Annotated in this window: 23 protein-coding genes; 9 read left to right on the forward strand and 14 right to left on the reverse strand. The window is 58.8% G+C overall.

All coding sequences use genetic code 11. The features are described 5' to 3' along the window. Positions 1 to 26 precede the first annotated feature (26 nt). The 10 genes from B8746_RS14115 to B8746_RS14160 all read right to left on the reverse strand — a co-directional run bounded on the left by B8746_RS14115 (position 27) and on the right by B8746_RS14160 (position 8,519). A complete protein-coding gene (locus B8746_RS14115) occupies positions 27 to 1,460 on the reverse strand; it encodes an MFS transporter (RefSeq protein WP_084394352.1) in 1,434 nt (477 codons plus the stop codon). Positions 1,461 to 1,482: 22 nt separating this feature from the next. Then, positions 1,483 to 1,773, reverse strand: coding sequence for a putative quinol monooxygenase (locus B8746_RS14120; RefSeq protein WP_084394353.1), 291 nt, complete (start codon positions 1,771 to 1,773; stop codon positions 1,483 to 1,485). A gap of 82 nt (positions 1,774 to 1,855) precedes the next feature. Beyond that, positions 1,856 to 2,191 (reverse strand): RidA family protein, encoded by a 336-nt coding sequence (locus B8746_RS14125; RefSeq protein WP_233124328.1) that lies wholly within the window; start codon positions 2,189 to 2,191, stop codon positions 1,856 to 1,858. Positions 2,192 to 2,245: 54 nt separating this feature from the next. After that, on the reverse strand, positions 2,246 to 3,043 hold the full coding sequence (locus tag B8746_RS14130; RefSeq protein ID WP_084394355.1) for a crotonase/enoyl-CoA hydratase family protein: 798 nt from the start codon (positions 3,041 to 3,043) through the stop codon (positions 2,246 to 2,248). A gap of 76 nt (positions 3,044 to 3,119) precedes the next feature. Further along, positions 3,120 to 3,650, reverse strand: coding sequence for an invasion associated locus B family protein (locus B8746_RS14135; protein WP_143434608.1), 531 nt, complete (start codon positions 3,648 to 3,650; stop codon positions 3,120 to 3,122). Positions 3,651 to 3,733: 83 nt separating this feature from the next. After that, positions 3,734 to 4,891 (reverse strand): acyl-CoA dehydrogenase family protein, encoded by a 1,158-nt coding sequence (locus tag B8746_RS14140; RefSeq protein WP_084394357.1) that lies wholly within the window; start codon positions 4,889 to 4,891, stop codon positions 3,734 to 3,736. A 40-nt stretch (positions 4,892 to 4,931) separates the two neighbouring features. Next, complete coding sequence (locus B8746_RS14145) at positions 4,932 to 5,561, reverse strand: hypothetical protein (protein WP_084394358.1); 630 nt, start codon at positions 5,559 to 5,561, stop codon at positions 4,932 to 4,934. Then, on the reverse strand, positions 5,561 to 6,142 hold the full coding sequence (locus B8746_RS14150; protein ID WP_084394359.1) for a hypothetical protein: 582 nt from the start codon (positions 6,140 to 6,142) through the stop codon (positions 5,561 to 5,563). Before B8746_RS14150 ends, B8746_RS14145 begins: the two co-directional genes overlap by 1 nt. A 51-nt stretch (positions 6,143 to 6,193) precedes the next feature. Beyond that, on the reverse strand, positions 6,194 to 7,390 hold the full coding sequence (locus B8746_RS14155; RefSeq protein ID WP_084394360.1) for an acyl-CoA dehydrogenase family protein: 1,197 nt from the start codon (positions 7,388 to 7,390) through the stop codon (positions 6,194 to 6,196). A 124-nt stretch (positions 7,391 to 7,514) separates the two neighbouring features. Further along, entirely contained in the window at positions 7,515 to 8,519 is a 1,005-nt protein-coding gene (locus B8746_RS14160) for a nicotinate-nucleotide--dimethylbenzimidazole phosphoribosyltransferase (protein WP_233124330.1), read from the reverse strand. Between the two features lie 128 nt (positions 8,520 to 8,647). Between B8746_RS14160 and B8746_RS14165 the strand changes: the two genes are divergently transcribed. Together B8746_RS14165 and B8746_RS14170 are read left to right on the forward strand one after the other, a co-directional pair. Further along, positions 8,648 to 8,848 (forward strand): DUF1289 domain-containing protein, encoded by a 201-nt coding sequence (locus B8746_RS14165; RefSeq protein WP_084394361.1) that lies wholly within the window; start codon positions 8,648 to 8,650, stop codon positions 8,846 to 8,848. Next, positions 8,845 to 9,375, forward strand: coding sequence for a retropepsin-like aspartic protease family protein (locus B8746_RS14170; protein ID WP_084394362.1), 531 nt, complete (start codon positions 8,845 to 8,847; stop codon positions 9,373 to 9,375). Before B8746_RS14165 ends, B8746_RS14170 begins: the two co-directional genes overlap by 4 nt. On the opposite strand, the gene B8746_RS14175 is transcribed toward B8746_RS14170, so the two are convergent. Then, complete coding sequence (locus B8746_RS14175) at positions 9,362 to 10,186, reverse strand: sulfite exporter TauE/SafE family protein (RefSeq protein ID WP_084394363.1); 825 nt, start codon at positions 10,184 to 10,186, stop codon at positions 9,362 to 9,364. The genes B8746_RS14170 and B8746_RS14175 overlap by 14 nt on opposite strands. After that, positions 10,186 to 11,187: a tRNA dihydrouridine(20/20a) synthase DusA gene (dusA, locus tag B8746_RS14180; RefSeq protein WP_084394364.1), complete on the reverse strand. Its 1,002-nt coding sequence runs from the start codon at positions 11,185 to 11,187 to the stop codon at positions 10,186 to 10,188. Before dusA ends, B8746_RS14175 begins: the two co-directional genes overlap by 1 nt. Positions 11,188 to 11,996: 809 nt before the next feature. Here dusA and B8746_RS14190 point away from each other — a divergent pair. Further along, positions 11,997 to 12,635, forward strand: coding sequence for a GNAT family N-acetyltransferase (locus tag B8746_RS14190; RefSeq protein WP_084394366.1), 639 nt, complete (start codon positions 11,997 to 11,999; stop codon positions 12,633 to 12,635). Between the two features lie 19 nt (positions 12,636 to 12,654). Here B8746_RS14190 and B8746_RS14195 read toward each other — a convergent pair whose 3' ends face one another. Continuing rightward, positions 12,655 to 13,128 (reverse strand): DUF4440 domain-containing protein, encoded by a 474-nt coding sequence (locus tag B8746_RS14195; protein WP_084394367.1) that lies wholly within the window; start codon positions 13,126 to 13,128, stop codon positions 12,655 to 12,657. 163 nt (positions 13,129 to 13,291) lie between these two features. Here B8746_RS14195 and B8746_RS14200 point away from each other — a divergent pair, with 163 nt between their 5' ends. From B8746_RS14200 to B8746_RS14225, 6 genes are all read left to right on the forward strand, one after another. After that, positions 13,292 to 16,540 carry an amidohydrolase family protein gene (locus tag B8746_RS14200; protein ID WP_084394368.1) on the forward strand — a complete coding sequence of 1,083 codons (3,249 nt, stop codon included), beginning with the start codon at positions 13,292 to 13,294 and terminating at the stop codon, positions 16,538 to 16,540. Beyond that, complete coding sequence (locus B8746_RS14205) at positions 16,516 to 17,376, forward strand: formylglycine-generating enzyme family protein (RefSeq protein WP_084394369.1); 861 nt, start codon at positions 16,516 to 16,518, stop codon at positions 17,374 to 17,376. Before B8746_RS14200 ends, B8746_RS14205 begins: the two co-directional genes overlap by 25 nt. 110 nt (positions 17,377 to 17,486) lie before the next feature. Then, positions 17,487 to 18,920 carry a P1 family peptidase gene (locus B8746_RS14210; protein ID WP_095380894.1) on the forward strand — a complete coding sequence of 478 codons (1,434 nt, stop codon included), beginning with the start codon at positions 17,487 to 17,489 and terminating at the stop codon, positions 18,918 to 18,920. 36 nt (positions 18,921 to 18,956) lie between these two features. Further along, complete coding sequence (locus B8746_RS14215) at positions 18,957 to 20,135, forward strand: acyl-CoA dehydrogenase (RefSeq protein WP_084394370.1); 1,179 nt, start codon at positions 18,957 to 18,959, stop codon at positions 20,133 to 20,135. Then, positions 20,135 to 21,388: a CaiB/BaiF CoA transferase family protein gene (locus B8746_RS14220; protein ID WP_084394371.1), complete on the forward strand. Its 1,254-nt coding sequence runs from the start codon at positions 20,135 to 20,137 to the stop codon at positions 21,386 to 21,388. The genes B8746_RS14215 and B8746_RS14220 overlap by 1 nt, the downstream gene beginning before the upstream one ends. Before the next feature lie 302 nt (positions 21,389 to 21,690). Beyond that, on the forward strand, positions 21,691 to 23,703 hold the full coding sequence (locus B8746_RS14225; protein WP_332882117.1) for a TonB-dependent receptor: 2,013 nt from the start codon (positions 21,691 to 21,693) through the stop codon (positions 23,701 to 23,703). A gap of 304 nt (positions 23,704 to 24,007) precedes the next feature. Here B8746_RS14225 and B8746_RS14230 read toward each other — a convergent pair whose 3' ends face one another. Then, positions 24,008 to 24,937 (reverse strand): right-handed parallel beta-helix repeat-containing protein, encoded by a 930-nt coding sequence (locus B8746_RS14230; RefSeq protein ID WP_084394373.1) that lies wholly within the window; start codon positions 24,935 to 24,937, stop codon positions 24,008 to 24,010. Position 24,938 lies beyond the last annotated feature (1 nt).

The raw sequence follows: 24,938 nt of genomic DNA on the forward strand, positions 1-24,938 counted from the left end.
TGGCGATTGCAAGTATCGCCGCCGCACTACTGGCTGCCCGGGCCACTTTCCTGCGCGCCTTCGAGCGCCCGAAGGCGAGAAAGGGTCTCGTCATGGCTCTCGCGGCTGATCCGGTAGAAGGAAATGCAGACCAGCATCAGCGTCCAGGATGTCAGGACGCCAATCGCATAACCGAGACCCAGCGTCCGGGTGGAGGAGTCCGCGACAAGCTCCGGCGCGGTGCCGGCAACGATCCCGGCAATGGACAGGATGACGGAGGCCGTCAGCACGCCCGCCCCCTGCGAAAGCTTCCGGATAAAGCTGATCCCCGCAAAGAAAATGCCTTCCGAGCGCCGCCCCGTCTGGATCTCGCTATCCTCGACAATGTCGGCAATCATCGAGGCGGCGAGCATCTGATAGGCGATGATGAGCGCCACATCGAAAACGGTGACGCACAGGACGAAGTAGTACAGCGCCTCCGTACCGTTCGGGGGCAGAAGGCCAAGCAGGCGCAGGAACACCGGCATGGGCGCGATGGTGAAGGCGAGGATGCCGGTATAGATCGCCCCGCGCTTCTTGCCGAACGTCTTGCCGATCAGCGGTGCAAGCACCAGCGCCAGCACGGCAGAGACATAGACGGCGACAGTCAGGCCCGCGATCTGCTGCGGATCGAAACCCCAGAAGATGGAATTGATATACTGGTTCAGCGTTGCCGAGATGCCCGACGCAATCAGTCCGCACAGTGTCGCAAGGAAAAGCGCGCGGAAGGATGGGTTCGATATGGTTTCCACGATCTCGCCGAAAATCTTGCCCAGCGTGAGGTTCCGCGCTGCCGGCGGCGGCTTGAGGTGTCTGATATGCCGGTGCGTACCGGCGGCACAGATCAGCACCGCCGCAAAGATGCAGGCCGCGGCCACGAGGCCATAAGTGTTCCAGCCTGCAATATTGGTGAAGTCATTCTGGAGCAGCACCCACAGAAGCAGGATCTGGATCGACAGCCCGCCAAACCATCCGAAGAAATAGCGAAACGACATGAGCGACGTGCGCGCATCATAATCCTGCGTAAGCTCGGCCGCGAGCGCGGTACTGGGCACGTCATAGAAGGTGAAAGCCAGACGCACGAGGATCGTCATCGCTAGGAGCCACGGAAAGAGATCATTCCCGACCAGACCGGCAGGCGGATTCCAGGTGAAGAAATAGACCACCGCCACCGGGATCAACGCGCCATACATGAAAGGATGACGCCGGCCGAAACGGGTGCGCACATTGTCGGACCAGTATCCGACCACAGGGTCGGACACCGCATCGACAATCAGTGCCAGGATCAGCGCGAGGCCGACCAGTGCAGCCGGAACACCGAGGATCTGGCTGTAGAAGAACAGCAGGAAATAATCGAAACCGTTGTTCTTGATGCCGTCGGCCGCGCCGCCAATGCCGAAAGCAAGGCGGGTAGCGAGACCGGGTTTCCTGAGCTCTGTCATGCGGCTCCTGAGGCGTCAGGATCTATTCGATGATATCGTAGCGGTCGATCTGTGGCCGGCCAGCAAGGCACGGGCCGAGCTTGGCACCAAGCGCCTTGAAGTATTCGGTCGCGCCGTGCGCCTTCATGGCGTCTTCGCTCGCATATTCTTCCATGAAGATATAGGTCTGGGGATCGTCCTTCGAGCGGTAGAGCTGATAGGTCAGCGTACCTTCTTCATTCGCCTTGACCTTCGACATCAGCTCCTTGCCGACTTCTTCGAACTCCGCATTCTTTCCTTCGGCCACTGTCAGCTTCGCAACGACTCCGATCATCTTGATCCTCCCATGATCCTGTTTGCGGTGAACATAGCCGACTCCATCGAACCTACAAGCCGTTGTGAAGCCCGACGTCGCGTCAGCCCCTGAAGGCAGTGACCTCAATTTCGATCTTCATGTCGGGCTCGATCAAGCCTGCAATCACCATGGTCGCGGCGGGCCGGATGTCCCCCAGCGCCGCTTCAAGTTCGGGGCGAATATCCGCCACGAGATCCCGCGAAACCACGGTGTATTGAACGCGCGCAATGTCGCTCATCTCAAAGCCTGCCTCGCCGAGCACGGACCGGATGGTCGCAAAACAATTGCGGGTCTGGAGGCTGGCATCCCCCGGCATGCTCATCGTGGTATAGTCATAGCCTGTGACACCGGAAACAAAGCACCAGTCGCCCTGCACAACGGCACGCGAATACCCCATCGTTTTCTCGAAGGGCGACCCTGTGGAGATCAGACGACGAGGGGATGGCATCGCCTATTTGCCTTCGAATTTCGGCGCGCGCTTTTCGAGGATGGCGTGAACACCTTCCATATGGTCCTCGGTCTCGTGCATCAGCGCCTGCGCTGCCGCCGACATCTCCATGATCGTCTCATAGGATGCCGTTGTACCGTGACGCAGCAGCGTCTTGGCCAGGCGCAGCGACTGCGGCGGCTGGGCCGCCATCCGGTCGGCGAGCGCATAGGCCGAATCCATCAGCGCCTCGCTCGAATGGACTTCGGAGATGAGGCCCCAGTCGAGCGCCGTCTGCGCATCGATGACATCGCCAGTGAAGAGAAGCTGGGCTGCGCGCGCAGAGCCGATGATGCGCGGCAGGAGCCAGGCCCCGCCATCGCCCGGAATCAGGCCAAGCTTCAGGAAGGTCACACCGAACTTCGCCTTGTCGGATGCGATCCGCACATCGGCCATACAGGCAACGTCACAGCCAAGGCCGATTGCGGCACCGTTGACGGCAGAGATCAGCGGGACTTCGAGATTGTAGAGAGACTTCACAATCATGTGGATGTTGCGGCGATAGCCCTGGCGCACATCATACGGGCTGCCGCCAAAGGCGCCCTCTTTGTCACGCATCGCCTTGACGTCACCGCCCGCAGAGAAGGCGCGGCCTTCGCCGGTCAGGACCGCAACGCGGATGCTGGGGTCAGCCTCGATCTCGGCGCAGGCGGCGGCAACGGCCGGACCATCACCCTCCTGCCCCAGCGCATTCATCATGTCTGGACGTGTCAGGGTCAGCGTTGCAATCGCGCCGTTTTTCTCAAGTTTGATGACAGACATGGGGCATTCCTTCCGCTCGGTGTTCTGGTTTTCCGGACGGTCTATTGCAGGCTCCGGGTGTCTCTGTCGAGCCTTGTCAGGATTTGCGATAGATGCCGGTGAACCAGACGTCCCATTCTTCAGTTTCGGGATTGTACTGTTCGAAGTGCTGGTGGACCGATCCATCCTCATTCGCCGTCCACTCTCCCCTGAATGGAAACGAGTTGCCATTGTGATAGGAAATCTCGCCTTCCAGCACCATCTGGCCGCGCTGGTTGAGACCGCCCTGATAATCAATCAGCGCGCCGGGGCTTACCCAGACCTGGCGCCACATGCCGGTGGCCGGATTGTAGTAGTTGAAGCTTTGCCCGGTCGACCCCTGCGCGCCTGACCAGCGCTCGACAATCAGGCAGCCATTCTCTTCACTGGTGATGGAGTTCGTGCCGGCAGATTGGCCACCCGGTGCGGTCACCGTCCAGTCGCCAAGCCAGAAGTCGAAGGCGCGGTATTCATCGCCTTCGCAGGACGGTTGCGGCGGTGTGGCGATAGCGTCTGCGGCATCTTCCTGTGCCAGCGCGCCACCCGAAAACAGCAAAAGGCTCGCCGCCAGGGCTCGTGTCCGTCTCATGTTTCCTCCTCGAGAAGAAAGCCCCCGCCCAGCCAGTTTGGCAGGACGGGGGCAGACGTCAATCTGTCGAAGGAGTTGACGTGCTATTCAGCAGCCACTTTCAGCTCGCCTGCGCTAAGCGAGGTGTAGCGGCGCAGATGGTGGTCGACATTGCCATACTCGCTGTCGATCATGGTCAGCCGTTTGAAGTAATGGCCGACGGCGAGTTCGTCCGTCATGCCCATGCCGCCGTGGATCTGGATCGATTCCTGGCCAACGAAGCGGCCGCCCTGGCCGATGCGAACCTTCGCTGCCGAGACGGCTTTCTTGCGGGTCACTTCGTCCTCGTCCAGCTTCAGCGTCGCCATGTACGTCATGGAGATCGACTGCTCATGTTCCATGAACATGTCGACCATGCGGTGCTGGAGGACCTGAAACTTGCCGATCGCCACGCCGAACTGCTTGCGCTGGCGTGAGTATTCGACGGTCATCTTGTGGGCGACGCCCATCGCGCCCATCGCCTCGGCGCAGACAGCCGCCGTTGCTTCGTCGACGACCTGCTCGATAAGAGGCAGGGCATTGCCTTCTTCGCCGATCAGGTTTGCAGCCGGAACCGAGACGTTCTCGAAATAGATTTCCGAAGCGCGGCGGCCATCGACAGTCGGATAGTCGCGCGTGGTAATGCCGTCGGCATTCTTCTCAACGATGAAGACGGAAATGCCGGACTTGTCGCGGCGGTCACCGGAGGTGCGGGCGGTGACGATGAGATGGCTTGCCCATGGGGCGCCGATCACAACAGCCTTGTGGCCGTTGAGCGTATAGCTGTCACCATCCTTCTTGGCGGTCGTCTCGAGGTCAAAGAGGTCATAGCGGCCGCGTGGCTCGGCATAGGCGAAGGCGAAGACGCGTTCACCGCCAATGATGGCTTCGAGGTGCTCGGACTTCTGCTCAGCCGTCCCGGCATGTTTCAGGAACCCGCCTGCGCAGACAATTGTCGGGACGTAAGGCTCAACCACGAGCGCCTTGCCGAACTCTTCCATGATGACCATGGAGTCGATCGCACCACCGCCAAGACCGCCATCCTCTTCAGAGAATGGCGCAGCAAGCAGGCCCAGCTCAGCAAACTGCTGCCACATCTCCGGACGCCAGCCGGCATCGCCATCGACCACCTTGCGGCGGGTGTCGAAGTCGTACTGGTCACGCAGCAGCCGTGCAAGGCTGTCGCGGATCATGGTCTGCTCTTCAGAAAAATTGAAATCCATATTCTTGTTTCTCCCGTTAACCGCAGCGCGCTCGCCGCGTTTATTCATTAAGGCTGGCGCACGTGCCCAGCTCGTTTTCATTTAGATCTTCACTCGATGGGGCAGCACCCCGGGTATTAATGGCCATCAGGCGCTCCGAACCGTCCCCTTCCAGCCACTCAATGGATGCGATCATTCTGAGATCGTCCAGCACTGCATAAGTCTCCAGTTCACCCTCATACTCGGCATTGACCGACCATGCCTTGCGGTCCTCGCCCATGAAGAAGAACGTGGTTTCTTCTTCGATCGTCACCTTTGCGGGAGCCACGCCGTCGATTTCGGTGACGGTGCCCGGTTCCGGAGGCCACATCCCGGCTAGGGATGCCCGCTCTTCTGAGGTCGGCATCTCTTCGTCACAAAAACGGACAAAGAGGCCGGAGAACTCAACGAACATCTCCGACGCCGCATCGTCCGCCTCGATGACGTATTCGTCATAATTCGGCCTGAACAGCACAAAGTCGTCGCCAGCCGCCACGACCTTCGCCTGGTAGTTTGACTGTTCACCATCGAAATTGCTCGACCAGAAAGCCACGGTGCCCGGTTTGAGCAACTCCCCTTCGGCAGACGCGGCAACAGACGCCAGGGCGCTGACAACCAACAGGCCTGCGAACTTCGGGGGACGCCCAATCATCACTGCAGCAGCCCCGCACAATAACCGAGGCTTGAGAGGTCTACTGCTTCGCCGGGCTGGCCGTTTGGCTCGATCATCTCGATCACGCGTCCGACATTGCCTTCCGACCAGACCATGCTGATCGGGATACTGTGTTCGTCGGACACAATCAGCTGAACCTCGGCCTCGCCAACCTGGCCTTGTATGCGCATCGCCTCTGACTCAAACTGGGCGAAGGCCGGAAACGTAACGGATGCGCGTTCCTGAACGAGATACTGCGACGGCGACGCGCCACCCTTGACCGAAACCGACGCCCCCGGAACGAGCGGCCACAGAGATGACAGCGCCAACCGGTCTTCATCCGCAGGCAGGGGCTGGTTGCAGGTCTGGGCATGCACACCCGAGAACTCCACCACGAACTGGCTGGAGTTTCGCGCCGTATAGCGGATGTCTGGCTGATAGATCACGAAGTCCTCGCCAATTGCGACAATTTCACTGAGCCGTGTGAAGCTGTCACCGTCAAAATTGTAGCTCCATGTGAGCAATGTGCCGGGCGGCGGTGGATGATAGGCTGACTGCGCAGACACTGCCTGCGCACTCATCCCCAAAGCAATACAGGAAAGGACCCCTCGCATTTCTGTCCCCTCTCAGGTTCAGAGACCCAATATCATCTTCGTAATGATGTTGCGCTGGATCTCGTTGGAACCGCCGTAAATCGACGTCTTGCGCATGTTGAAATAGCTTGGTGCGGCCTGGTGGGCATAGTCCGGACCGATCGGAAACTCGTTCGAGCCGTCCGCCGGAAAGCCGCGGAAATACGGGTGGCCATAATGGCCGACCGCTTCGAGCGTGAGCTCTGTCAGGCGCTGCTGAATCTCCGTGCCCTTTACTTTCAGGATCGAGCTTTCAGGGCCGGGTCCCTTGCCAGCCGCCTCGCTGGCGAGCGTCCGCAGCTCGGTGAATTCGAGCGCCGTGAGGTCAATCTCAAGCTGGCTGATCTTGCTGAGGAAGTCATCATTCTGGATCAGCGGCTTGCCGTCCAGAAGTTCGGTCGATGCAATCTGGCGCAGCTTCTCTACGCCCCGCTTGGAACGAGCCACCCCTGCAATACCGGAGCGTTCATGAGCGAGCAGGAACTTGGCGTAGGTCCAGCCCTTGTTCTCCTCACCGACAAGATTTTCAACCGGCACACGAACATCCGTTAACCACGTTTCATTGACTTCATGCCCGCCGTCGATGGTGATAATCGGCTTCACTTCGATGCCGGGCGTGCGCATGTCGGCGAGGATGAAACTGATGCCTTCCTGCGGCTTGGATGCGTTAGGATCGGTGCGGCAGAGGAAGAAGCCCCAGTCGGCATGCTGGGCGAGCGTCGTCCAGGTTTTCTGGCCGTTGATCACATAATGATCACCATCGCGAACGGCCGTCGTCTTGACCGAAGCAAGGTCGGAACCGGCGCCGGGCTCGGAATAGCCCTGACACCACCAGACCTTGCCTTCGCGAATGCCCGGCAGGTGCTTGGCCTTCATTTCCTCTGAGCCAAAGGTGTAGATAACGGGGCCGACCATAGAGACGCCGAAAGGCAGCGGCATGACCGTGTCCATGCGCGCATTCTCTTCCGACCAGATATAACGCTGTGTCGACGTCCAGCCGGTGCCGCCATACTTTTCAGGCCATGCGGGAACAGACCAGCCTTTCTCACCGAGGATCTGGTGCCAGGCCAGCATGTCTTCCTTGCTGAGGTCTTCGCGGGCCCCGACGCCGCGCAGATGCTCAGGATAGTTCTCTTCGATAAAGGCTCGGACTTCCTTGCGAAAGGCCACTTCCTCCGGGGTGAATTCGAGATTCATGCGCGGTTCCTCAATGTTATCTTACTATGCTTATCCGTTTTGTGCATGCGGCGTGCAACGAAAGCAAGTTGACGTGCACGTCAACGTAAACCTTGTCGCACCCCAAAAGCAGTTGTCCTCGGTCTCAACCTGACTGTGGCTGCCCCAGAAACGGTGCGCAAGCCGTCTTCAGTAGACCAATGGCGGCGGTCGATCCCATGCCTCCACCCGTATTGAATTCAAGTGGAAGCAGCGGCGCCATGTCCAGCCGGTCAAGCGCAGCCTGGTGCGCCGGGCGCTTCGTAACATGACCGGACATTACATGGCTGACCGCCGCGGGGTTGATGGCGTGCACGATCCCGGCCGCAATCGTCGTCGCAAAACCGTCCAGCACGACTGGAACCGACTGGATGCGTGCGGCGAGGATCGCCCCCACGCAGGCGGCAAGCTCGCGCCCGCCGACACAACGCAGCGCTTCGAGCGGATCGTCGAGATGCCCGCGATGGCGCGCCAGGGCCGCGTTCACGACGTCAGTACGCGACCCGCTGACATTGCGTGGAGCGAGTGGCCCTGGACGGACCCAATAGTCGGCAGTGCCGCCATAAAGCGCACAGGCTACAGCGGCTGCCGCAGTGCCGATCCCTGCACCGATGACTCCCAGTCCGAGGACGTCAGGCTGCCCTTCCAGCGCTTCAAAACCGTAAGCGATGGTCGCCGCGCACTCTTTCTCGCTCATCGCCGCCCCATCGGTAAAGTCAGCTGTTGGCTGCTCGATCGCCAGTTCGAAGACGCGAATATTGGCCCCGACCTGCGCCGCGATGGCCGAAAGCGGCGCCTTGCCGTCCCGCAGTGCACCGACCTTGGACATCGTGCTGTCATCGCTGGACAAGGAAACATCGCTGCCGCCGGAGATCCCGTGAGCGCCCGCAAAAATGGCAAGGGTCGCATTCTCGATGCGGGGCGGATAACGGCGCTGCCAGCGCGCCAGCCACTGCGAGGCTTTACCGAGACGGCCGAAATCGCCCTCCCTGCCCATGCCAAGCAGCGCCTCGCGCACCTGTTCGGCCGGACCTTCGTCCGGCTGGACGTCGCGCATTGCGAGATCGCGAACATCGTCGAACGGTGTTGCAGATTCAGCTGTTTGGCTCACACCATTTCCCTTCCGACAGTCCCTCGCGGCAAAGCGCCTGAAACCACAGTTGAAGTCAATGAAGGATTCGTGATTTTTTCGCACTCGGTTAAACAAGATATCACGAAGCGGAATTATAAGCGCCTGTCATGACCCCAATCCTCTCTCCCTGCCAGAGTGTCTGCGCCGTCGATGGCCAGACCGGCCTTTGCCTCGGTTGCGGCCGGACGCTGAAGGAAATCGGGAGCTGGACCAAAATGACGCCCGAAGAACGCCGGGACGTGATGAAAGAGCTTGCCAGCCGCATGGACCGGCTCAAGGCGTTGGGAAAGCTCGGGCCGACACCATGAGCACCAGGGTCTTCTCGCTCCTGACGTCTGCCGGTGTCATCGCTACGGCGATCGCCGTTCTGATTGTGCCCAGGCTTGAAGACGTGCCGCAAGACGAAACGGTTCAACCCGTCGCGTCCGTAAACACAGTCCAGCCCGATAAGGCTGATGGCCTGCGCCGGTCCGCCGTCCTCGCCATCCGCAGTGACGGACATTACTGGGCGCGCACCCTGGTCAATCGCAAGGCGAGTGTCGACTTTATGGTCGATACAGGTGCAAGCACGGTTGCCATCACGCAGGATGATGCGCGCAAGATGGGCCTTCGCCCGGATGACCTGACCTATGATGCCCGCATCCGGACGGCGGGCGGCGAGACGTTCGGTGCCTATGTCACCATTGAGTCGATGAAGATCGGCACGGTCGAGGTGAAGGATGTTCAGGGCATTGTCATGAAGGAGGAGCTGACCCAGTCACTTCTCGGAATGAGCTTCCTGCGCGAGCTATACTCCTATGAGTTTCGCGGCGACCGGATGATCATCCGGCAATAGTCTTCCAGATCATCCGGATCGAGACCAGCACCAGCAGGACGCCGAACAGCTTGCGCAACAGATTGGCATTCAGCCTGTGCGCGAGCGCCGCACCGAGCGGGGCCATGGTGACTGTGCAGGCCGAAATCAGGACGAAAGCCGGCAGGTTGACGTGACCAACCGACATTGGCGGAAGCCCTTCCTTTCCGATACCGTTGAGCATGGCGACGATTGCCCCCGGCAGGCCGATCGCCACACCAAAGCCCGCCGCGGTCGCCACGGCCTGATGGATAGGCCGCCCGCAGATTGTCATCAGGCTGACCCCGAACGTGCCACCGCCAATCCCCATGACCGCCGATAACGCCCCGAGCAGCCCCCCGAGGCCAGCGCGCGGCACCCCCTTCGGAAGCTCATGGGCAAGCTTCCAGCTGGGCCGGCCGAAATAGAGCTGCATTGCAAGGATGAGCAGCATCGCCCCGAAGAAGAGCGTCAGGCCGTCCTTTGACACATAGCCAGCCACAAGCTGGCCGAGGACAGCGCCAACCATGATCCAGGCAGACCAGCCCCTGATCACCGCCCAGTCCACCGCGCCGCGCCTGTTATGCGCCATGACCGAGCGGATCGATGTGAGGATGATAGTGGCCAGAGACGTTGCGACCGCCACATGCATTGCCGTGCTCTCATAGCCGAGCGCGGTCAGCAGGAAGTACAGGACCGGCACGATGACGGCGCCGCCGCCAATGCCGAACAATCCGGCAGCAATCCCGGCAGCCACGCCCGCGGCAAGAAGCGACGCGATCAGCACGCCATACTGTGCGATGAAGTCTGCCATCAGGCGTCCACCACCGCGTTGGTAACATGCTCCAGCGCTTCGTCGAGCACGGACAGGCCGGCACCCGGCTTCACCGCCTTTTCAGAGAGCGTGCGCCGCCAGCCGCGCGCACCGGGCTGTCCGGCAAACAGTCCCATCATGTGACGTGTCATAGCGGACAGCTTCCAGCCTGCCGCCAGCTGCTCCTCCATATACGGGCGGTACACGTCAAGCGCGTCCAGGCGGGCCTGCATGTCGAACGTATCACCGCCCTCTCCGCGCTCGATCAGCCTGTCGACGCCTGCCAGGATGTAAGGCGTCTGGTAGGCAGCGCGTCCCAGCATGACACCATCGAAGGTCTTCAGGTGTTCGGCGCTCTCCTTGAGCGTCTTGATGCCGCCATTGAGAATAATGGTGAGGTCCGGCCGCTCAGCCTTGAGGTCTGCGACCAGGCCGTAATCCAGCGGTGGGATGTCGCGGTTCTCCTTCGGGCTAAGCCCCGACAACCAGGCCTTGCGCGCATGAACGGTAAAGATCTCGCATCCAGCGGCGGCAACCGTGTCGACAAAGCCGAACAGCGTCTCGCGCGGCGGGTCTTCATCGACGGCCACGCGGCATTTGACCGTCACCGGAATGGAGACCGCCTCCCGCATCGCCGCAACGCACTCGGCGACGATGTCTGGCTCCTGCATGAGGCAGGCCCCGAACCGGCCAGACTGCACCCGGTCTGAGGGGCAGCCGCAATTGATGTTTACCTCGTCGTAGCCGAAGTCTTCGGCGATCCGGCTCGCTTCAGCGAGCTTCGCCGGATCGGATCCACCAAGCTGCAACACAACCGGATGTTCTGCATCCGAATACCCGATCAGCCGGTCGCGATCGCCGTGGATCACCGCATCCGCCGTTACCATTTCAGTCCACAACAAGGCACGCTTTGACAAGGCCCGGTGAAACATCCGGCAATGCCGGTCCGTCCAGTCCATCATAGGGGCAACGGAAAATCTATAGGCTTGATCTATTTGCATTTTTTCAGCGACCTCAAAGCACTAAAGCAGGAACGTGCACGCTTTTTTGTATAGAAGCGTACACGCTTGTACCGGTTCTTATCTGTGTGTGCACACGCAGCGCACACGAGATGTGCTGCCACGCCGCCGGGACTTTCAAACGCCGCCGCATCGATCGCGGCGAAAGCGTTTCCAAATCCCGTCCCAAGCATCTCAATACCCTTATCGATCTCGTCGACCTGCACATTGCAGACATGCATGAGTCCCGAAAGCCCCTGCGCCGCTCGAAGTCCTACTCGCTGAACAAGCTGAAGCAAGACATTGGCCACTGCGGTTGTGAGCCTGGACGCTTCACCCCCGCGGAACGCCTCTGCTCCACAGGCTGGAATCGCGGCATTCAAGAAGGGCAGCGTCACGTTTCGATTTGAAAGCCCGCCGGCGGCGGATACGGCGAGTGGCAAGGCTAGGCCATTTCGAGTCTGTATCAGGACAGGCGCGCACCCACATGTGTTGAAATGTTGCACGGTCTGCATCGCTCTTACGTCCGACCAGCCCTTCGCACCATTAAACAGCTCGCCCGCAGACCAAGCCCGAAGGCGTGGAAGGGTGTTCGGTCCAGCGCAGCCATATTGTGCAATCGTCGGATCGACTTCGCTGAGAACTGGAGCGCTTGCGATTAATCTGTGAACGTCGCACTTTAACCCGATCCAGAATTGCTGAATGGCAAAAAATGCTGGCTGCGCCGCACTTGCCAGCTTACGCACATCCACAGTGTGCGCTGAATATCGACTTTCGTAGTGCCAATCTTATCGGACCCGCCTGACCGTAACATGCCGCTAATTCGCCTGACTGCCACAGATCTTTCGGAAATGGATGAGGTCCAGCACATCTACGAAACGGCGCTGCCACCTTCCGAGCGAAAATCGAGGGACGAGATCCACGCTCTCCTGGAAAGACCGGACTATGCCATCGTCGCGGCCAAGGCCGGCACTCTCGTAACAGGCTTCTCGATCATTTATCGGTCCGAGCACCAGCCCGTCGGCCTTCTGGAATACATGGCAACCCGTCCGGAATGCAGGAATAAGGGTTTGGGCCAGCTTCTCTTCCGGAATGCCCTCGAGCTCATGGGGCGACGCATCATGCTGGTCGAAGTCGAAGCGGTTACAGGATCAGGAAAGGAACGCAGCCTTCAACTGCGCCGGCAGCGGTACTATATGCGGCTCGGGTGCATTCTGATTGAAGGATTGCCCTACCGTATGCCTCAACTGAACGAGCACGCGCCGCCTCCCCTGAACCTCATGCTTCATCCCGGGCGGCAGCGCTTCTCTCTGTCCGAGCAGATATTGCAGCGCTGGATATCGACGATTTATTCGGACGTCTATGGATATGACGGCCATGAGGATCAGATTGACAAGATGATTGCGGCCTGGCGTACCGCTACGGCCTCAACCGGGTCCAGTATCGGCTGACTGCGTGCACCCCACCCAGCTAGTCGTTGATCGGATCATCGACAGCGACGTCGGTCACGATCTTCCAGGCCCCGTCAACTTTTTTCCAGACAGTGACGTAGTTGCCGGTCAATTCCGTTTCATATTCGACAAGGAATGTCCCCCACGTAATTCCAAAATCACCCGCTTCGCTCGCTTTTGCGCCGATGGGACTCCAGTGGACCGGCGAGGGCACCGTGTCCAGCTGACGCTCCGCCATGATATCGGCCTTGCCCGTCAGAAAGCCTTCGCCGGCTTCGATCATGAAGGCTTCACTGAATTCTATGAATTCAAGTGAAGCGGCCTCATAGCCGAATTCCAGATTGTACCTTTCATAGGCCTGATCAGCGGCCAACAGCTCAGAAACAATTGTCGCTTCATCTATCGTCGGAGCGGTTGGAGTTACGCATGCAGCCACTGGAACCAACAAGGCAGACATGAGAATGCGGTGAACCGGTCGAAAATTGGAAGCCATGATTTCTCTCCTCGCTTGCCCTGGCACACTTGGCTGAGCTGACGGAGCTGCTCCAATGCATATTTCGACGGGTGCGGTGCGTGTTTCGCACCGCCGGCCGGAAAGTTTGCATCACCCTCGTCTGATCGACCAATGTTACGGACGAGGCTGAAGGAGTCTGATCATGCAAATCCGCTTTCTTACTGTCTGTGCTTCACTGGCGCTTCTGGCGTTGATCGCCTGCGCCCAACTCGCACCTGCAGCGACGCCAATATCCGGCAGGACCGTCACATTGGACCTCGATGAAGGGACGTGGATGAGCCTTGATATCAGCCCGGACGGAAAGACTATCGCGTTCGATCTTCTGAATGACATTTACATTCTGCCCGCTGACGGTGGCATGGCGACCGCCATTCATCGTGGATCTGCGACGCAACGCAGTCCGCAATTCAGCCCGGACGGCCAGTCACTTGTCTATCTCAGCGATGAGACGGGTGCAGACAATGTGTGGGTGTCGCGCACGGACGGGTCTCAGCCAAGGCAGGTCACGCACGAAACACATGCCTACGTCGCCGGCCCCGCATGGTCACCGGACGGCCGTTCAGTTGCAGCCGTCATTTCCTATTCCGACATATTCCGCGTGAGAAATTCCGAGATCCGCCAATATTCACTGGATGGATCCCGAGACGAGCTGATCGTCGAGCCCCGGGAAAGTGGCAAGGATGTACAGGAACCTCGCTTCGCCCCGAATGGCCGCGACATGTACTTCACTGAGCGCATCGCAGGCGACCACTACGTCTATATGAACACAGGTCTGAAGAACTTTGCGATAAACAGGTTGAACCTTGAAACCGGCGACATCACCCAGGCTATTTCAGGTTATGGGGGAGCGACAACGCCGCAAGTCGCGCCGAACGGAAAATCAGTCGCTTTCATTCGCCGACTGGGGGCGAAAACGGTGCTGTTCGTCAAACACCTGGAGACAGGCGAGGAGCGACCGATCTTTCAGGATCTCGGACGCGACCTGCATGGAGATTATCTGCCTCAGGAACATTATTATCCGGCATTCGACTGGTTCCCGGACAGTCGAACCATCGCAATCTGGGCGAAAGGCAAACTGCTGAAGATTGATACAGCAACCGCGGACGCGACCGAGATCCCGTTCCGCGTCAACGCCGTCCATGAAATTCAGCCTGCAATTCGGGTGCGTCAGGACCTCGCACCAGACCAGGTGGATGTACGAACCATTCGCCAATTGACTGTCCAGCCCGACGGTAGCGGGCTCGTGTTTCGTGCGCTCGGCAAACTGTGGCGGACAGACCGCCTTGAACCGACAACGCCGACGCGGTTGACCGATCGTGACGCTGCAGAGTCTTCACCCGCCTGGTCTGCGGATGGTCGCCAGCTGGCCTATGTCAGCTGGAATGATGACACCGGAAGCCGACTCATTGTTCGCGACATGCGTGCAGGATCAGAGTCGGTGGTTGCCAAGAGCCCAGCAGTCCTCGCCGATCTGGCCTTTTCGAATTCCGGTACGCAAATCGCATATAGAATCCAGGCGCCGGATCCATCGGTCAGCAATGCCGGCCCCGAAGTCGGAATTTACATTGCCGACGTGATGAGCGGAGAGACGCGCTTTATTGTGCCGGGCACCGGACTTGCGGGCTTCACGCCCGACGACACGCGCATCGTGTATTTCGCCGAACCTGACTACTATGATGAGCGCGCCGCTGTCCTCGCCAGCGTAGCCATCGACGGAACTGATATTCGCGAACATGCCGTCGCAGAGACATCTGACGTGCTGTCGATGACGCCCAGCCCGGACATGAACTGGCTAGCCTTCAAACACCACCAGCGCCCCTACCTCATGCCTCTGGATATTGAAGCAGGTCCGGTCACGGTCACGCCAGAAGGCAATCCAACCGCACGCCTTCTCAGCGAAGTTGGCGGTTATGAGTTCAGCTGGGCCGCCGACTCATCACAGCTCTATTGGACACTTGGTCCGGACATATTCGCGACTGCGCCCGACGCGAGTGGTCCCGGTAATCTTTCGCTGTCCATCCAGATGTCAGTACCGTTCGATAAACCCGAGGGGCAGATTGCCTTTACCGGCGGCAAGGTGGTCCCGATCGTGGGAGACATCATCGAAGACGGCGTCGTGGTCGTCGATGGCAATCGTATTGTCGCGGTTGGCCCTCAGGGAACTGTTGATATCCCGGCTGACGCCAAACAGATCGATATTTCCGGGAAAGTCATCATGCCAGGCTTTTTCGACGCTCACGGACACATTGATTGCTGTTGGCGGTCCGAAACGATGCCGCAGAAACAACCGACGCGGTACGCTGCACTCGCCTACGGCGTCACCACGAACTTCGATCCTTACTCGAATGACTTGCTGTCCTATGAAAGTGGAGAGATGACGCAAGCTGGCGAACTGGTTGGTCCTCGCTGGCTGAAGTCTGGTCAAGTTGTTCATGGTCTCAAAGCGCGGACTGACGGCGTTTATCACCCGCTAGCCTCGCTCGATGACGCCCGGGATGTCCTCGAACGTCGTGCTGCCCTCGGTTCATCCATTCTCAAGAGCTATAAACTCTCGACCCGCATACAGCGCCAGCGGCTCGTGCAAGCCGCACGTGAATGGGGCTTCATGGTCGATGGTGAAGGTGCCGGTCAATTCTACACCAATATCGGCATGCTGCTGGATGGGCATACCAACCTGGAACACAATCTTCCCGTCGCCACCTATTATGACGACCTTCAGCAACTGATCGCCGCTGCTGACACATCCATGACGCCAACGCTGATCGTGGTGTTTGGCGAGCTGTTCGGTGAGAATTTCATCTATCAGACGGAACGTCCGTGGGAGGAGGAAAAGGTAAAATCCTTCATCGCTGACGTGAACAACGCCTACAATCCACTCTTCGGGCCTGGCGATGCCCCGCTTGCTGTCCGCGCCATGCACTCAATCCATGTTGCTGACGAGATTTACGATATCGGCTTTCGCTCCGTCGGCCGGTCGGTGAAAAAGCTCATCGACGCGGGTGTCACCGTCAATGTCGGCTCTCATGGGCAAGCTTCAGGTATTGCCATGCACTGGGAAATGCTGCTGTTCGCTGAAAGCGGGATTGCCCCTATGGACATCTTGAGGGCGGCGACACTTAACCCGGCCAAGACTTACGGACTTGATCACCAGCTGGGCTCGATCGAGCCTGGAAAGCTGGCCGATCTCATCGTGCTGGACAAGGATCCCACCGAAGACATCCGCAACACCAACAGCGTGAGCCTGACGATGGTGAATGGACGCCTCTATGACGCATTCACAATGAACGAGATCGGAAATTACGACCGACCACGCGGACAGTTCTACTGGGAAAAATTCGAACGAAACGACATAGATTGGAAATCGACATGGACCAGCCACAGATGTCACTGAAATTCGCAGCATCCATAAGCGCTCTCGCCATTGTTGCATCGTGCGCGAGTAGCGCAGGAATGTCCGTCATTCCCGCTACATCCTTTCAGATGGGCCAGACAATTGATTATGGATACGGCGAAATTGATGGCCCTCGCCACGAAGTGATATTCCGGCAGGACTTCGCTCTCGCCAGGACCGAAGTGACCGTTGGAGAATTCCGAAAGTTCGTTGCAACTACCGGTCATGAATCCGGGGGCGACTGCAATGTCTATACGGATACGCGATCGTGGCATGTCGATCCGACGCGGAGTTGGGAAAACCCCGGTTTTGAACAAGACGAAAACCATCCTGTCGTATGCGTGAGCTGGGACGATGCTGTCGCTTATGCGAACTGGCTGTCCGAGCAGACCGGCATCGCTTATCGCCTGCCATCCGAGGCTGAGTGGGAATATGTCGCATCCACCGGAGGCATTGAGGGCGACAACGGAATTGTCGATCACGATGAAGCCAATATCGGGCTGGACCCGTGTTGTGGGGGCAAGACTTCCGGACGCGACGTATGGATCAAGACGGCTCCGGTCGCCAGCTTTGCGGCCGACAGGTACGGCATCTACGACATGCGAGGCAATGTCTGGGAATGGCAAGCCGACTGCCACCAGGACATGTATGAAGGTGCGCCGGTCGATGGATCGGCACGGACCGACTGTGAAACGCCCGACAAACGCTCGATTCGCGGTGGTTCATACGGCGATGCGGGCGATTACCTGTCTCCACGATACCGGCTCCCCGGCCCTCGGTCACAAGGATATTTCACTGTCGGTTTCCGTCTGGCGCGCACCATCAACGAAAACTGAACGCTTTCGCCCGGTGTCAAAACATCACCACTCATTTCGTATATCGCATCTGTCGATTGGCTGACATCCGCGCCTATTGTGCCGATCATAATCGACCGGAGACGTGACACATGGCCAGATCCAAAAGCTCGTTCAACCTGATCCGCGTTCTGGGTACAGCAGCGGTGATGGGCCTGCTATCTTCATGCGCGGCCACTGCTTCGCCGATATCCGCAGAACCAGATTCGCAGGATGGCCTGCCGGCGCTGATCAATGACGGGTTCGACAGCGAATCCGTGACCCGGATGGACTGGCCGATGCTGCGCATTGGTACGGGTCAGTACGAAGATGGTCCCACCGGTCTGACCGTTCTCAGATTTGGCAAGAAGGTGAACGCTGCCGTCGATGCGCGTGGTGGCGGGCCGGGCACGGTGAATGCGGAATATCTCAAACTCGGCTATGTTCAACCGGAACTGGATGCCATCGTGCTTGCTGGTGGTTCCTGGTACGGTCTGGAGGCGGTAACGGGGGCGAACTCGGCCTTGATTGACGACCGGTATCGCGGCGGCCACTGGGACAATGTGGGTCTGGTGGTCGGCTCGATCATTTATGATTTTGGCGGCCGGCGCCTCAATGAAATCTATCCCGACAAACGGCTCGCCCAACTCGCTTTGCGGGCGGCCAGGACCGGCGTATTTCCGAATGGCGCGTACGGTGCCGGTCGATCCGCAATGAATGGCGGCATCTTTGGCTGCAATGCCCGTTCCGGCCAGGGAAGCGCGTATCGACAGATCGGTGATGTGAAGATCGCTGTGTTCACGGTCGTGAACGCGCTCGGTGTCGTCACCGACCGAGACGGAAACGTTGTCCATTGCTTCAAGGGTGATGGCTGGCCCGAAAATCTCAAGGCAAGCGATCTCATGCAATCGGCGCCAGCAAGCCTTCAGCCCGGCTGGAATGGTGAGAGTGAAAGAGGCGATGTCGAACGCAAGAACACAACCATCAGCGTTGTTGTCACCAACCGCTCGATGAGTTCTGCGGAACTCCAGCGACTGGCTGTCCAGGTCCACACGTCCATGGCGCGTGGCATTCAGCCTTTCGCCAGCGAATTTGATGGCGATGTTCTGTATGCTGTTTCGACCAACGAGGTGGACGAGGGCCCGGGAGCTGGTTTGCCCAGCATGGAGATCGGCGTCACGGCGTCGGAACTGATGTGGGATGCGATTCTCGCAGCTGTCCCAGCCACACAAGTGACCCAACCGCTGCCTGATCCTGGTCTGGTTCTACCTCAGTCGACACTTCGCGCCTATGAAGGAACTTACAGATTCAGTCACTTTGCTGAGCTCACGGTTCGCCTGGAAAGCGGTAACCTGATTGCCGAAGCATCAGGAGAGCGCGACATTTTCCAGGTTAAAACAGGCCATCCCCGCCCGCTTCTGGCAGCATCAAAAGACACGTTTACGGTCGAACGCGGGCGCTATCCATTCGCTGTAAAATTCGAACGCGACAAGGTGATCGTCAACCCGGGACGCTGGCAGCAGGTCGGCCACCGCGTCAGCGACTGACACCCATCCCAGAAACCCAAATTGCGGACAATTCCCATGACCAGACATTCTGCCTTTGACTGGGCCGATGCCCTTTTGCTCGACAATGAGCTGACCGAGATTGAGCGCTCAGTCCAGAAAACCGCGCATGACTTCGCCCAGGCCCGCCTGCTGCCCGGCATCACTGAAGCCAATCGAAACGGCAGCTTTGACCGATCAATCATGAAGGATATGGGCGCCCTCGGATTGCTTGGCCCTACCATGCCCGAAGCATACGGCGGTGCCAGTGTGAGCCATGTTGCGTATGGGCTCGTCTCCCACGAGGTTGAAGCGGTGGATTCCGGCTACCGCTCTGCCTTGAGCGTCCAGTCATCACTGGTGATCCATCCTATCTACGCCTATGGGTCCGAGTCCCAGCGCCAGAAGTGGCTACCCGGCTTGATTGCAGGAGATCTCATTGGTTGCTTCGGACTGACGGAGCCCGACCATGGATCAGACCCTGGAAACATGGCCACGCGCGCCATCGCCGTGGAAGGCGGGTATCGCCTGAACGGCGCAAAAATCTGGATCACGAACAGCCCGATTGCAGACGTCATGGTCGTCTGGGCGAAACTTGATGGCATCATTCGCGGCTTTGTCCTCGAGCGGGGAATGCAAGGCCTGTCGACACCGGAAATCAAGGGTAAGCTCGCCCTCAGAGCGTCTGCCACCGGCGAGATCGTGATGAATGACGTGTTTGTTCCAGAAGACAATCTCCTCCCCGGCGTAAAAGGGCTGTCGGGGCCTTTTGGATGCCTCAACAAGGCCCGCTTCGGAATTGCCTGGGGCGCACTCGGCGCCGCGCGTAGCTGCTGGACCGCTGCCCGCTCCTACACGCTGGACCGCCACCAGTTCGGCAGACCGCTCGCGGCAAATCAGCTTATCCAGCGAAAACTCGCTGACATGCAGACCGAAATCTCTATCGGCCTTCAGGCTTGCCTGAAAGTTGGCAGGCTGCTTGATGCCGGTATCGCTTCGCCCGAAATGATCTCGCTCATCAAGCGCAACAGCGCGGGCAAGGCCCTTGATATCGCGCGCACCGCGCGAGACATGCATGGCGGCAATGGCGTGTCCGACGAGTTCCACGTGATGCGTCACATGTGCAATCTGGAAGCGGTAAATACCTATGAAGGCACGCACGACATTCATGCGCTGATCCTCGGCCGTGCGCAGACAGGCATCGCGGCGTTTGCGTGATGGCAAAGGCGCTAGACAATATTCGGGTCCTTGACCTGAGCCGTGTTCTGGCTGGTCCGTGGGCGACGCAACTTCTTGGTGACCTCGGAGCGGAAGTGATCAAAGTGGAACGCATTGAAGGGGGAGATGACACGCGCAGCTGGGGCCCACCCTTTCAGGAGAGCGCAGTCTCAGACGAGCGGGAAGCCTCATACTTTCTGAGTGCCAATCGAAATAAAAAGTCGATCTGCGTTGATGTCTCAACCGTGGCCGGACAGACCGTCATCAGAGAGCTAGCGGCGGCGAGCGACGTCGTCATCGAAAACTTCAAGACAGGCGCGCTGGCCAGATACGGCCTGGATGCAGACAGCCTGCTCAAGATAAATCCTCAGCTCGTCTATTGCTCGATTACAGGCTTTGGCCAGACAGGACCATACGCGGCCCTGCCCGGCTACGACCTGCTTATTCAGGCGATGGGTGGTTTGATGAGTGTGACGGGTGTACCCGATGGCCAACCGGGCGCAGGCCCGATGAAGGTTGGCGTTGCTCTGGTTGACATCCTCACAGGTCTCTATGCCGCAAATGCCATCCAGGCCGCGCTGCTCAGCCGCCAGCGCACCGGCAAGGGACAGGCAATTGATGTCTCGCTTCTCGACTGCCTGATAGCCGCTATGGCCAACCAGTCGCAGGCGTATCTGGCAACGGGCGTGAGTCCGGGCAGGCTTGGCAATGCCCACCCCAGCATCTGCCCCTACGATGTATTCAAGACTGCCGACGGCTATCTTGTTCTGGCCGTGGGCAATGACCGACAGTTTCGCGCTCTCTGCGGTGAAATCGGACTAGGCGATTATCCGGACGATAATCGATTTGCTACGAATTCGGCACGGGTCGAACATCGAGAGCAGCTCACTCGCGCTATCAACGAAGCCCTCAGCACTCGCACCACATCTGAATGGATGAGCGCGTTGGCGAACAGCAAAGTGCCGGCCGGCCCCGTCAACACGCTCGCCGACGTCTTCGCCGATCCGCATGTGCGAGCGCGCGGAACGCAGGTCGAACTCACCCATCAAAACCTCGGCACCATCCCTGCCGTGCGATGTCCCATCCGGCTGGGTGCAACGCCCGTGAACAGCGGATCGGCGCCTCCATCACTCGGCCAGGACACCGCAGCGGTTCTTCACGATGTGCTCGGCTATTGTCCTGAACACATCCTTGAGCTAGAAGCCGGCGGTGCCGTATCTGGTGCCGCCCGGAACCGTAGCCCTCGGTCATAAGGCGGACTTTTCGATCCTGCCGACCACCTCACGCCCCGGATATACACTAAATCTCAATCCAAAAAGTCACCGGCAAGGCGGTGCATCGCGCGCACCATGCTTTTCGCTTTTGGCATCTGCTCAATCGTCCGGATGTCAGTCTTACATACTCATCGGTATTAGAAACGAGGGGTACACCAATGAAAAAGTCCAATCTATTAGCCTCTGGAAGTGTGTTGGTTGCTCTGCTCCATGCGGCACCCGCAAACGCCCAGACGACAGAACCTGAATCGCAAGATTCCGAGTACGTCCAATCGACAGTCATGGTGACAGCGCAAAAGCGCGAGCAACGCCTGATCGATGTTCCAATGGCAATTGAATCCTTGTCGGGTGATGAAATCGACAAGCTTGGCATTGATAGCGTGCAAGACCTGTCCTTCAACGTACCCGGTTTGACGATGCGCGAAGACGGCCCGGGTAGCTACACGATCTTTATTCGCGGCCTGGCGAACCAGTCAGGTTCCGGCGCGCTTGTTGGCATGTATCTCGACGAAGCCCCGCTCTCTCTCAGCGGCTATGACCAGCTCAGCCCGGTAGCACTGGACCTGGAACGAGTCGAAGTTCTGAAAGGGCCACAAGGCACGCTCTATGGCCAGGGTGCTGCAGGCGGTGTCATTCGTTACATCACCGCCGATCCGGCTCTCGATCGTGTTGAGGGGCGCGTGAAGGGCGAACTCTACACGGTTTCCGACGGAGAAATGGGCCAGAAAGGCGAATTCATCTTCAACGCCCCTCTGATCGAAGACCAACTTGCCGTGAGATTTGCGCTTGGGCTCGAAGGCGGCGGTGGCTGGATCGACCAGCCTGAGGCCGGCAAGGAAGATGGCAACGGTACCGAGCTTGTAAACGCCCGTGGCAAGATCCTGTGGGTTCCAACGGACAAGTTTTCTGCGCTAGCAACCATTCAGGTACATCGCGCCGAAACCGAACTGGGTCTCGGTTACGAGGAAGCTGATCGCACAGTCGACGTCGGCCCCGACCGTGGTGAAATTACCATGCCGAAACAGTTCGACTTCGACATCTACAATCTCGAGCTGAATTATGATTTCGGCTTTGCCGAACTCACATCCTCGACCACGCAGATCGAGCATGACCATGCGTATCCGTTCACCTACATCCCGCGCGAAGGCAACTACTCGTACGGCGTCGTGGAAGGATATGATGAGCGTTTCGTTGAAGCAGAACAGTTTTCCCAGGAGCTTCGCCTGTCCAACGATGATGGCGCGTTCGCCTGGACCGTTGGCGCATTCTACAGCAGTGGGGAACGCTCGCTTGTCGTGGACTATGAGTATCTGTACGCGCCGGCCGCGGACATATACACTGGCGGAGGTGTACTTTATGACGGCCTGTACTACTTCTCCGGATCTTCATCCGATTCCTACTCCATCTTTGCCGATGGCGCCTACGATCTGACGGACAAGCTGACGATTGGTGCCGGCATTCGATACTTCGAAGATGAGCAAACCAGCCTGATCGAATACGCTCCCGGTACCGGGACGGAAAATTCCGCCAAGTTCGATTCCGTGGATCCCCGTGTTTACCTGACCTATCAGTATGATCCGAACGCAACCATCTATGCGAGTGCCGGTTCAGGCTTCCGTAGTGGCGGGTTCAACTCTGCACCGTTTGATCCGTACGGTCCTGAGCAAATCATGACCTATGAACTCGGCACAAAGGGAACCACCCGGACCCTGCAGTACGATGTTGCCGTCTTCTTCACCGAATACGAAGACATGGTTCGCCGCCGTCTGACCGAAGTGAACGGCGCATTCCTTGCCGAGTCCAGCAACATCGGCAAGGTCGAAGTCAAAGGCATTGAGGCAGGCATTGCGTATCAACCGGTTTCTGGCCTCACCTTCTCAGCCAATGCTGCTTATCTCGACAGCGAAATCGTTGAGACTTCAGATACTGACCAGGTCAACGAGGTTGGTGACCCCACCGACTACACTCCAGAGCTGAGCTATACGCTCGGGGTCAATTACGACTTTGACTTCGCGTCACAGTATCCGGCGTTCGTACGTGTCGACTTCAATCATCGCGACGCAGTCTCGTACATCGACCGCTCCAGCTTCCTCCCGAGCGCGTTGCCACAGATGTCCGATGAACTGGATCTGCTGAACGCCCGCGCTGGCGTCCAACTCGGTGCCGTCGCACTGGAAGTATACGCGACCAATCTGACCGACGAGAACGCGTCGATCGACCCCTATCAGGGCTGGGCAAACGCCAACCGCACTCGCCCTCGCGTTATCGGTGTCAGTGCCGCATACGATTTCTAGGGGCACCTGGAAAACCTGCAGCGTCCGGAACAGCTTCAAAACTTCCGGACGCTGCTCGACCTCAGACGGCAAGTCCCGTCTCTTCATCACAATAAATAGCCCGGTCCCTGCAAGGACCGGGCTATTCTTTGTCGGCTGAGGACAGTTGGCCACGGCAGGTCTAGACCTCCACCAATCCGGGGGCACGCCATCAGGGGCGCGTACATGTCAGCCGCTGCGGCCACGCACGCCCCCACCGCCAGCACACGTCTGACGTCATACAGCGGTTGTTTGTGAAGCTTAGGAAGTTCGCGCCGTCAGCGCATCAGCTGCTGGCGCAGACTTCGGCGTCGTCAATTACGACACGGCCGGAACCTTCTTGCCCGATGTCCGCTGCATTTCCTGACATTTCACCCCGGCAAATCACAATCCGGCTCTCTCCGGCGGCTCTCGCACCGAAGGGCGTATTGTTCCGAAGGGCATTGTCGAGGCTTACGATGCGCGCCTGATCTTCCGTGTACAGGCCATCATCTTCATTGCTATCGATTTCGCTGTCTCTGATGGTCACGCTCGCATTGCCATAAATGGCCAGTGCGGCGGAATCGCTTCCTGAGATCCGGCTATTCCTGATGTCTGCGCTCGCCGTCTCCTCGAGCCAGATGCCGAGATGACTTTGTACAATATCCAGCTGGTGGGCGACGATTTTTCCATCATCGCGGCCGGTAAGGGCCATCTTGTCGACGCCCTCGATCTGCACCCGTTCCAGGCGAACATCGCTTCCTATCGTGAATATGCCATGTCCGTCGTAAATGTCGTCTTCAGGTTCGTCATACCCAAAATCCGCGATCCGTAGCCCTTCAATGGTGACCATGGATTTGCGGATGACGATCGCACTCACGGGAAAATCGTCCTGTCCACGGATGACCGCCCCTTCATCTGCGAAGATCGACAGGTCCTTCCCGTCGATCACCAGCGCCCCGCGAACATGGAGGTCCTGAAAGGGAACATCGCGATAATCGCTGGCTAGGTAGTCGCCCTTCAGAAGGCGAAGTTCCGTTCCCTGCTGCGCTTCATCAATCGCGGCCTGCAGTCCCGTCAGACCTGAATACTTGCAGGTTCTGTCCGCGCTCGCATCGGGACAGATCACAATTGATACGTCATCTACCGCCTCATCTCCGGCCACTGTCTGCGAGCAAGCCGTAGCGAGCACGGCAGTCGCGACGACGACCGCGCGAGAACAAGTTCTGGTCTTCATT

Source organism: Henriciella pelagia, from assembly GCF_002088945.1.
Lineage (GTDB): Bacteria > Pseudomonadota > Alphaproteobacteria > Caulobacterales > Hyphomonadaceae > Henriciella > Henriciella pelagia.

Coding starts and splice junctions, on each gene's coding strand:
- B8746_RS14115 (WP_084394352.1), bottom strand. CDS start 1,460: ATGACAGAGCTCAGGAAACCCGGTCTCGCTACCCGCCTTGCTTTCGGC.
- B8746_RS14120 (WP_084394353.1), bottom strand. CDS start 1,773: ATGATCGGAGTCGTTGCGAAGCTGACAGTGGCCGAAGGAAAGAATGCG.
- B8746_RS14125 (WP_233124328.1), bottom strand. CDS start 2,191: ATGGGGTATTCGCGTGCCGTTGTGCAGGGCGACTGGTGCTTTGTTTCC.
- B8746_RS14130 (WP_084394355.1), bottom strand. CDS start 3,043: ATGTCTGTCATCAAACTTGAGAAAAACGGCGCGATTGCAACGCTGACC.
- B8746_RS14135 (WP_143434608.1), bottom strand. CDS start 3,650: ATGAGACGGACACGAGCCCTGGCGGCGAGCCTTTTGCTGTTTTCGGGT.
- B8746_RS14140 (WP_084394357.1), bottom strand. CDS start 4,891: ATGGATTTCAATTTTTCTGAAGAGCAGACCATGATCCGCGACAGCCTT.
- B8746_RS14145 (WP_084394358.1), bottom strand. CDS start 5,561: ATGATTGGGCGTCCCCCGAAGTTCGCAGGCCTGTTGGTTGTCAGCGCC.
- B8746_RS14150 (WP_084394359.1), bottom strand. CDS start 6,142: ATGAGTGCGCAGGCAGTGTCTGCGCAGTCAGCCTATCATCCACCGCCG.
- B8746_RS14155 (WP_084394360.1), bottom strand. CDS start 7,390: ATGAATCTCGAATTCACCCCGGAGGAAGTGGCCTTTCGCAAGGAAGTC.
- B8746_RS14165 (WP_084394361.1), top strand. CDS start 8,648: ATGACCCCAATCCTCTCTCCCTGCCAGAGTGTCTGCGCCGTCGATGGC.
- B8746_RS14170 (WP_084394362.1), top strand. CDS start 8,845: ATGAGCACCAGGGTCTTCTCGCTCCTGACGTCTGCCGGTGTCATCGCT.
- B8746_RS14175 (WP_084394363.1), bottom strand. CDS start 10,186: ATGGCAGACTTCATCGCACAGTATGGCGTGCTGATCGCGTCGCTTCTT.
- dusA (WP_084394364.1), bottom strand. CDS start 11,187: ATGCAAATAGATCAAGCCTATAGATTTTCCGTTGCCCCTATGATGGAC.
- B8746_RS14190 (WP_084394366.1), top strand. CDS start 11,997: ATGCCGCTAATTCGCCTGACTGCCACAGATCTTTCGGAAATGGATGAG.
- B8746_RS14195 (WP_084394367.1), bottom strand. CDS start 13,128: ATGGCTTCCAATTTTCGACCGGTTCACCGCATTCTCATGTCTGCCTTG.
- B8746_RS14200 (WP_084394368.1), top strand. CDS start 13,292: ATGCAAATCCGCTTTCTTACTGTCTGTGCTTCACTGGCGCTTCTGGCG.
- B8746_RS14205 (WP_084394369.1), top strand. CDS start 16,516: ATGGACCAGCCACAGATGTCACTGAAATTCGCAGCATCCATAAGCGCT.
- B8746_RS14210 (WP_095380894.1), top strand. CDS start 17,487: ATGGCCAGATCCAAAAGCTCGTTCAACCTGATCCGCGTTCTGGGTACA.
- B8746_RS14215 (WP_084394370.1), top strand. CDS start 18,957: ATGACCAGACATTCTGCCTTTGACTGGGCCGATGCCCTTTTGCTCGAC.
- B8746_RS14220 (WP_084394371.1), top strand. CDS start 20,135: ATGGCAAAGGCGCTAGACAATATTCGGGTCCTTGACCTGAGCCGTGTT.
- B8746_RS14225 (WP_332882117.1), top strand. CDS start 21,691: ATGGTGACAGCGCAAAAGCGCGAGCAACGCCTGATCGATGTTCCAATG.
- B8746_RS14230 (WP_084394373.1), bottom strand. CDS start 24,937: ATGAAGACCAGAACTTGTTCTCGCGCGGTCGTCGTCGCGACTGCCGTG.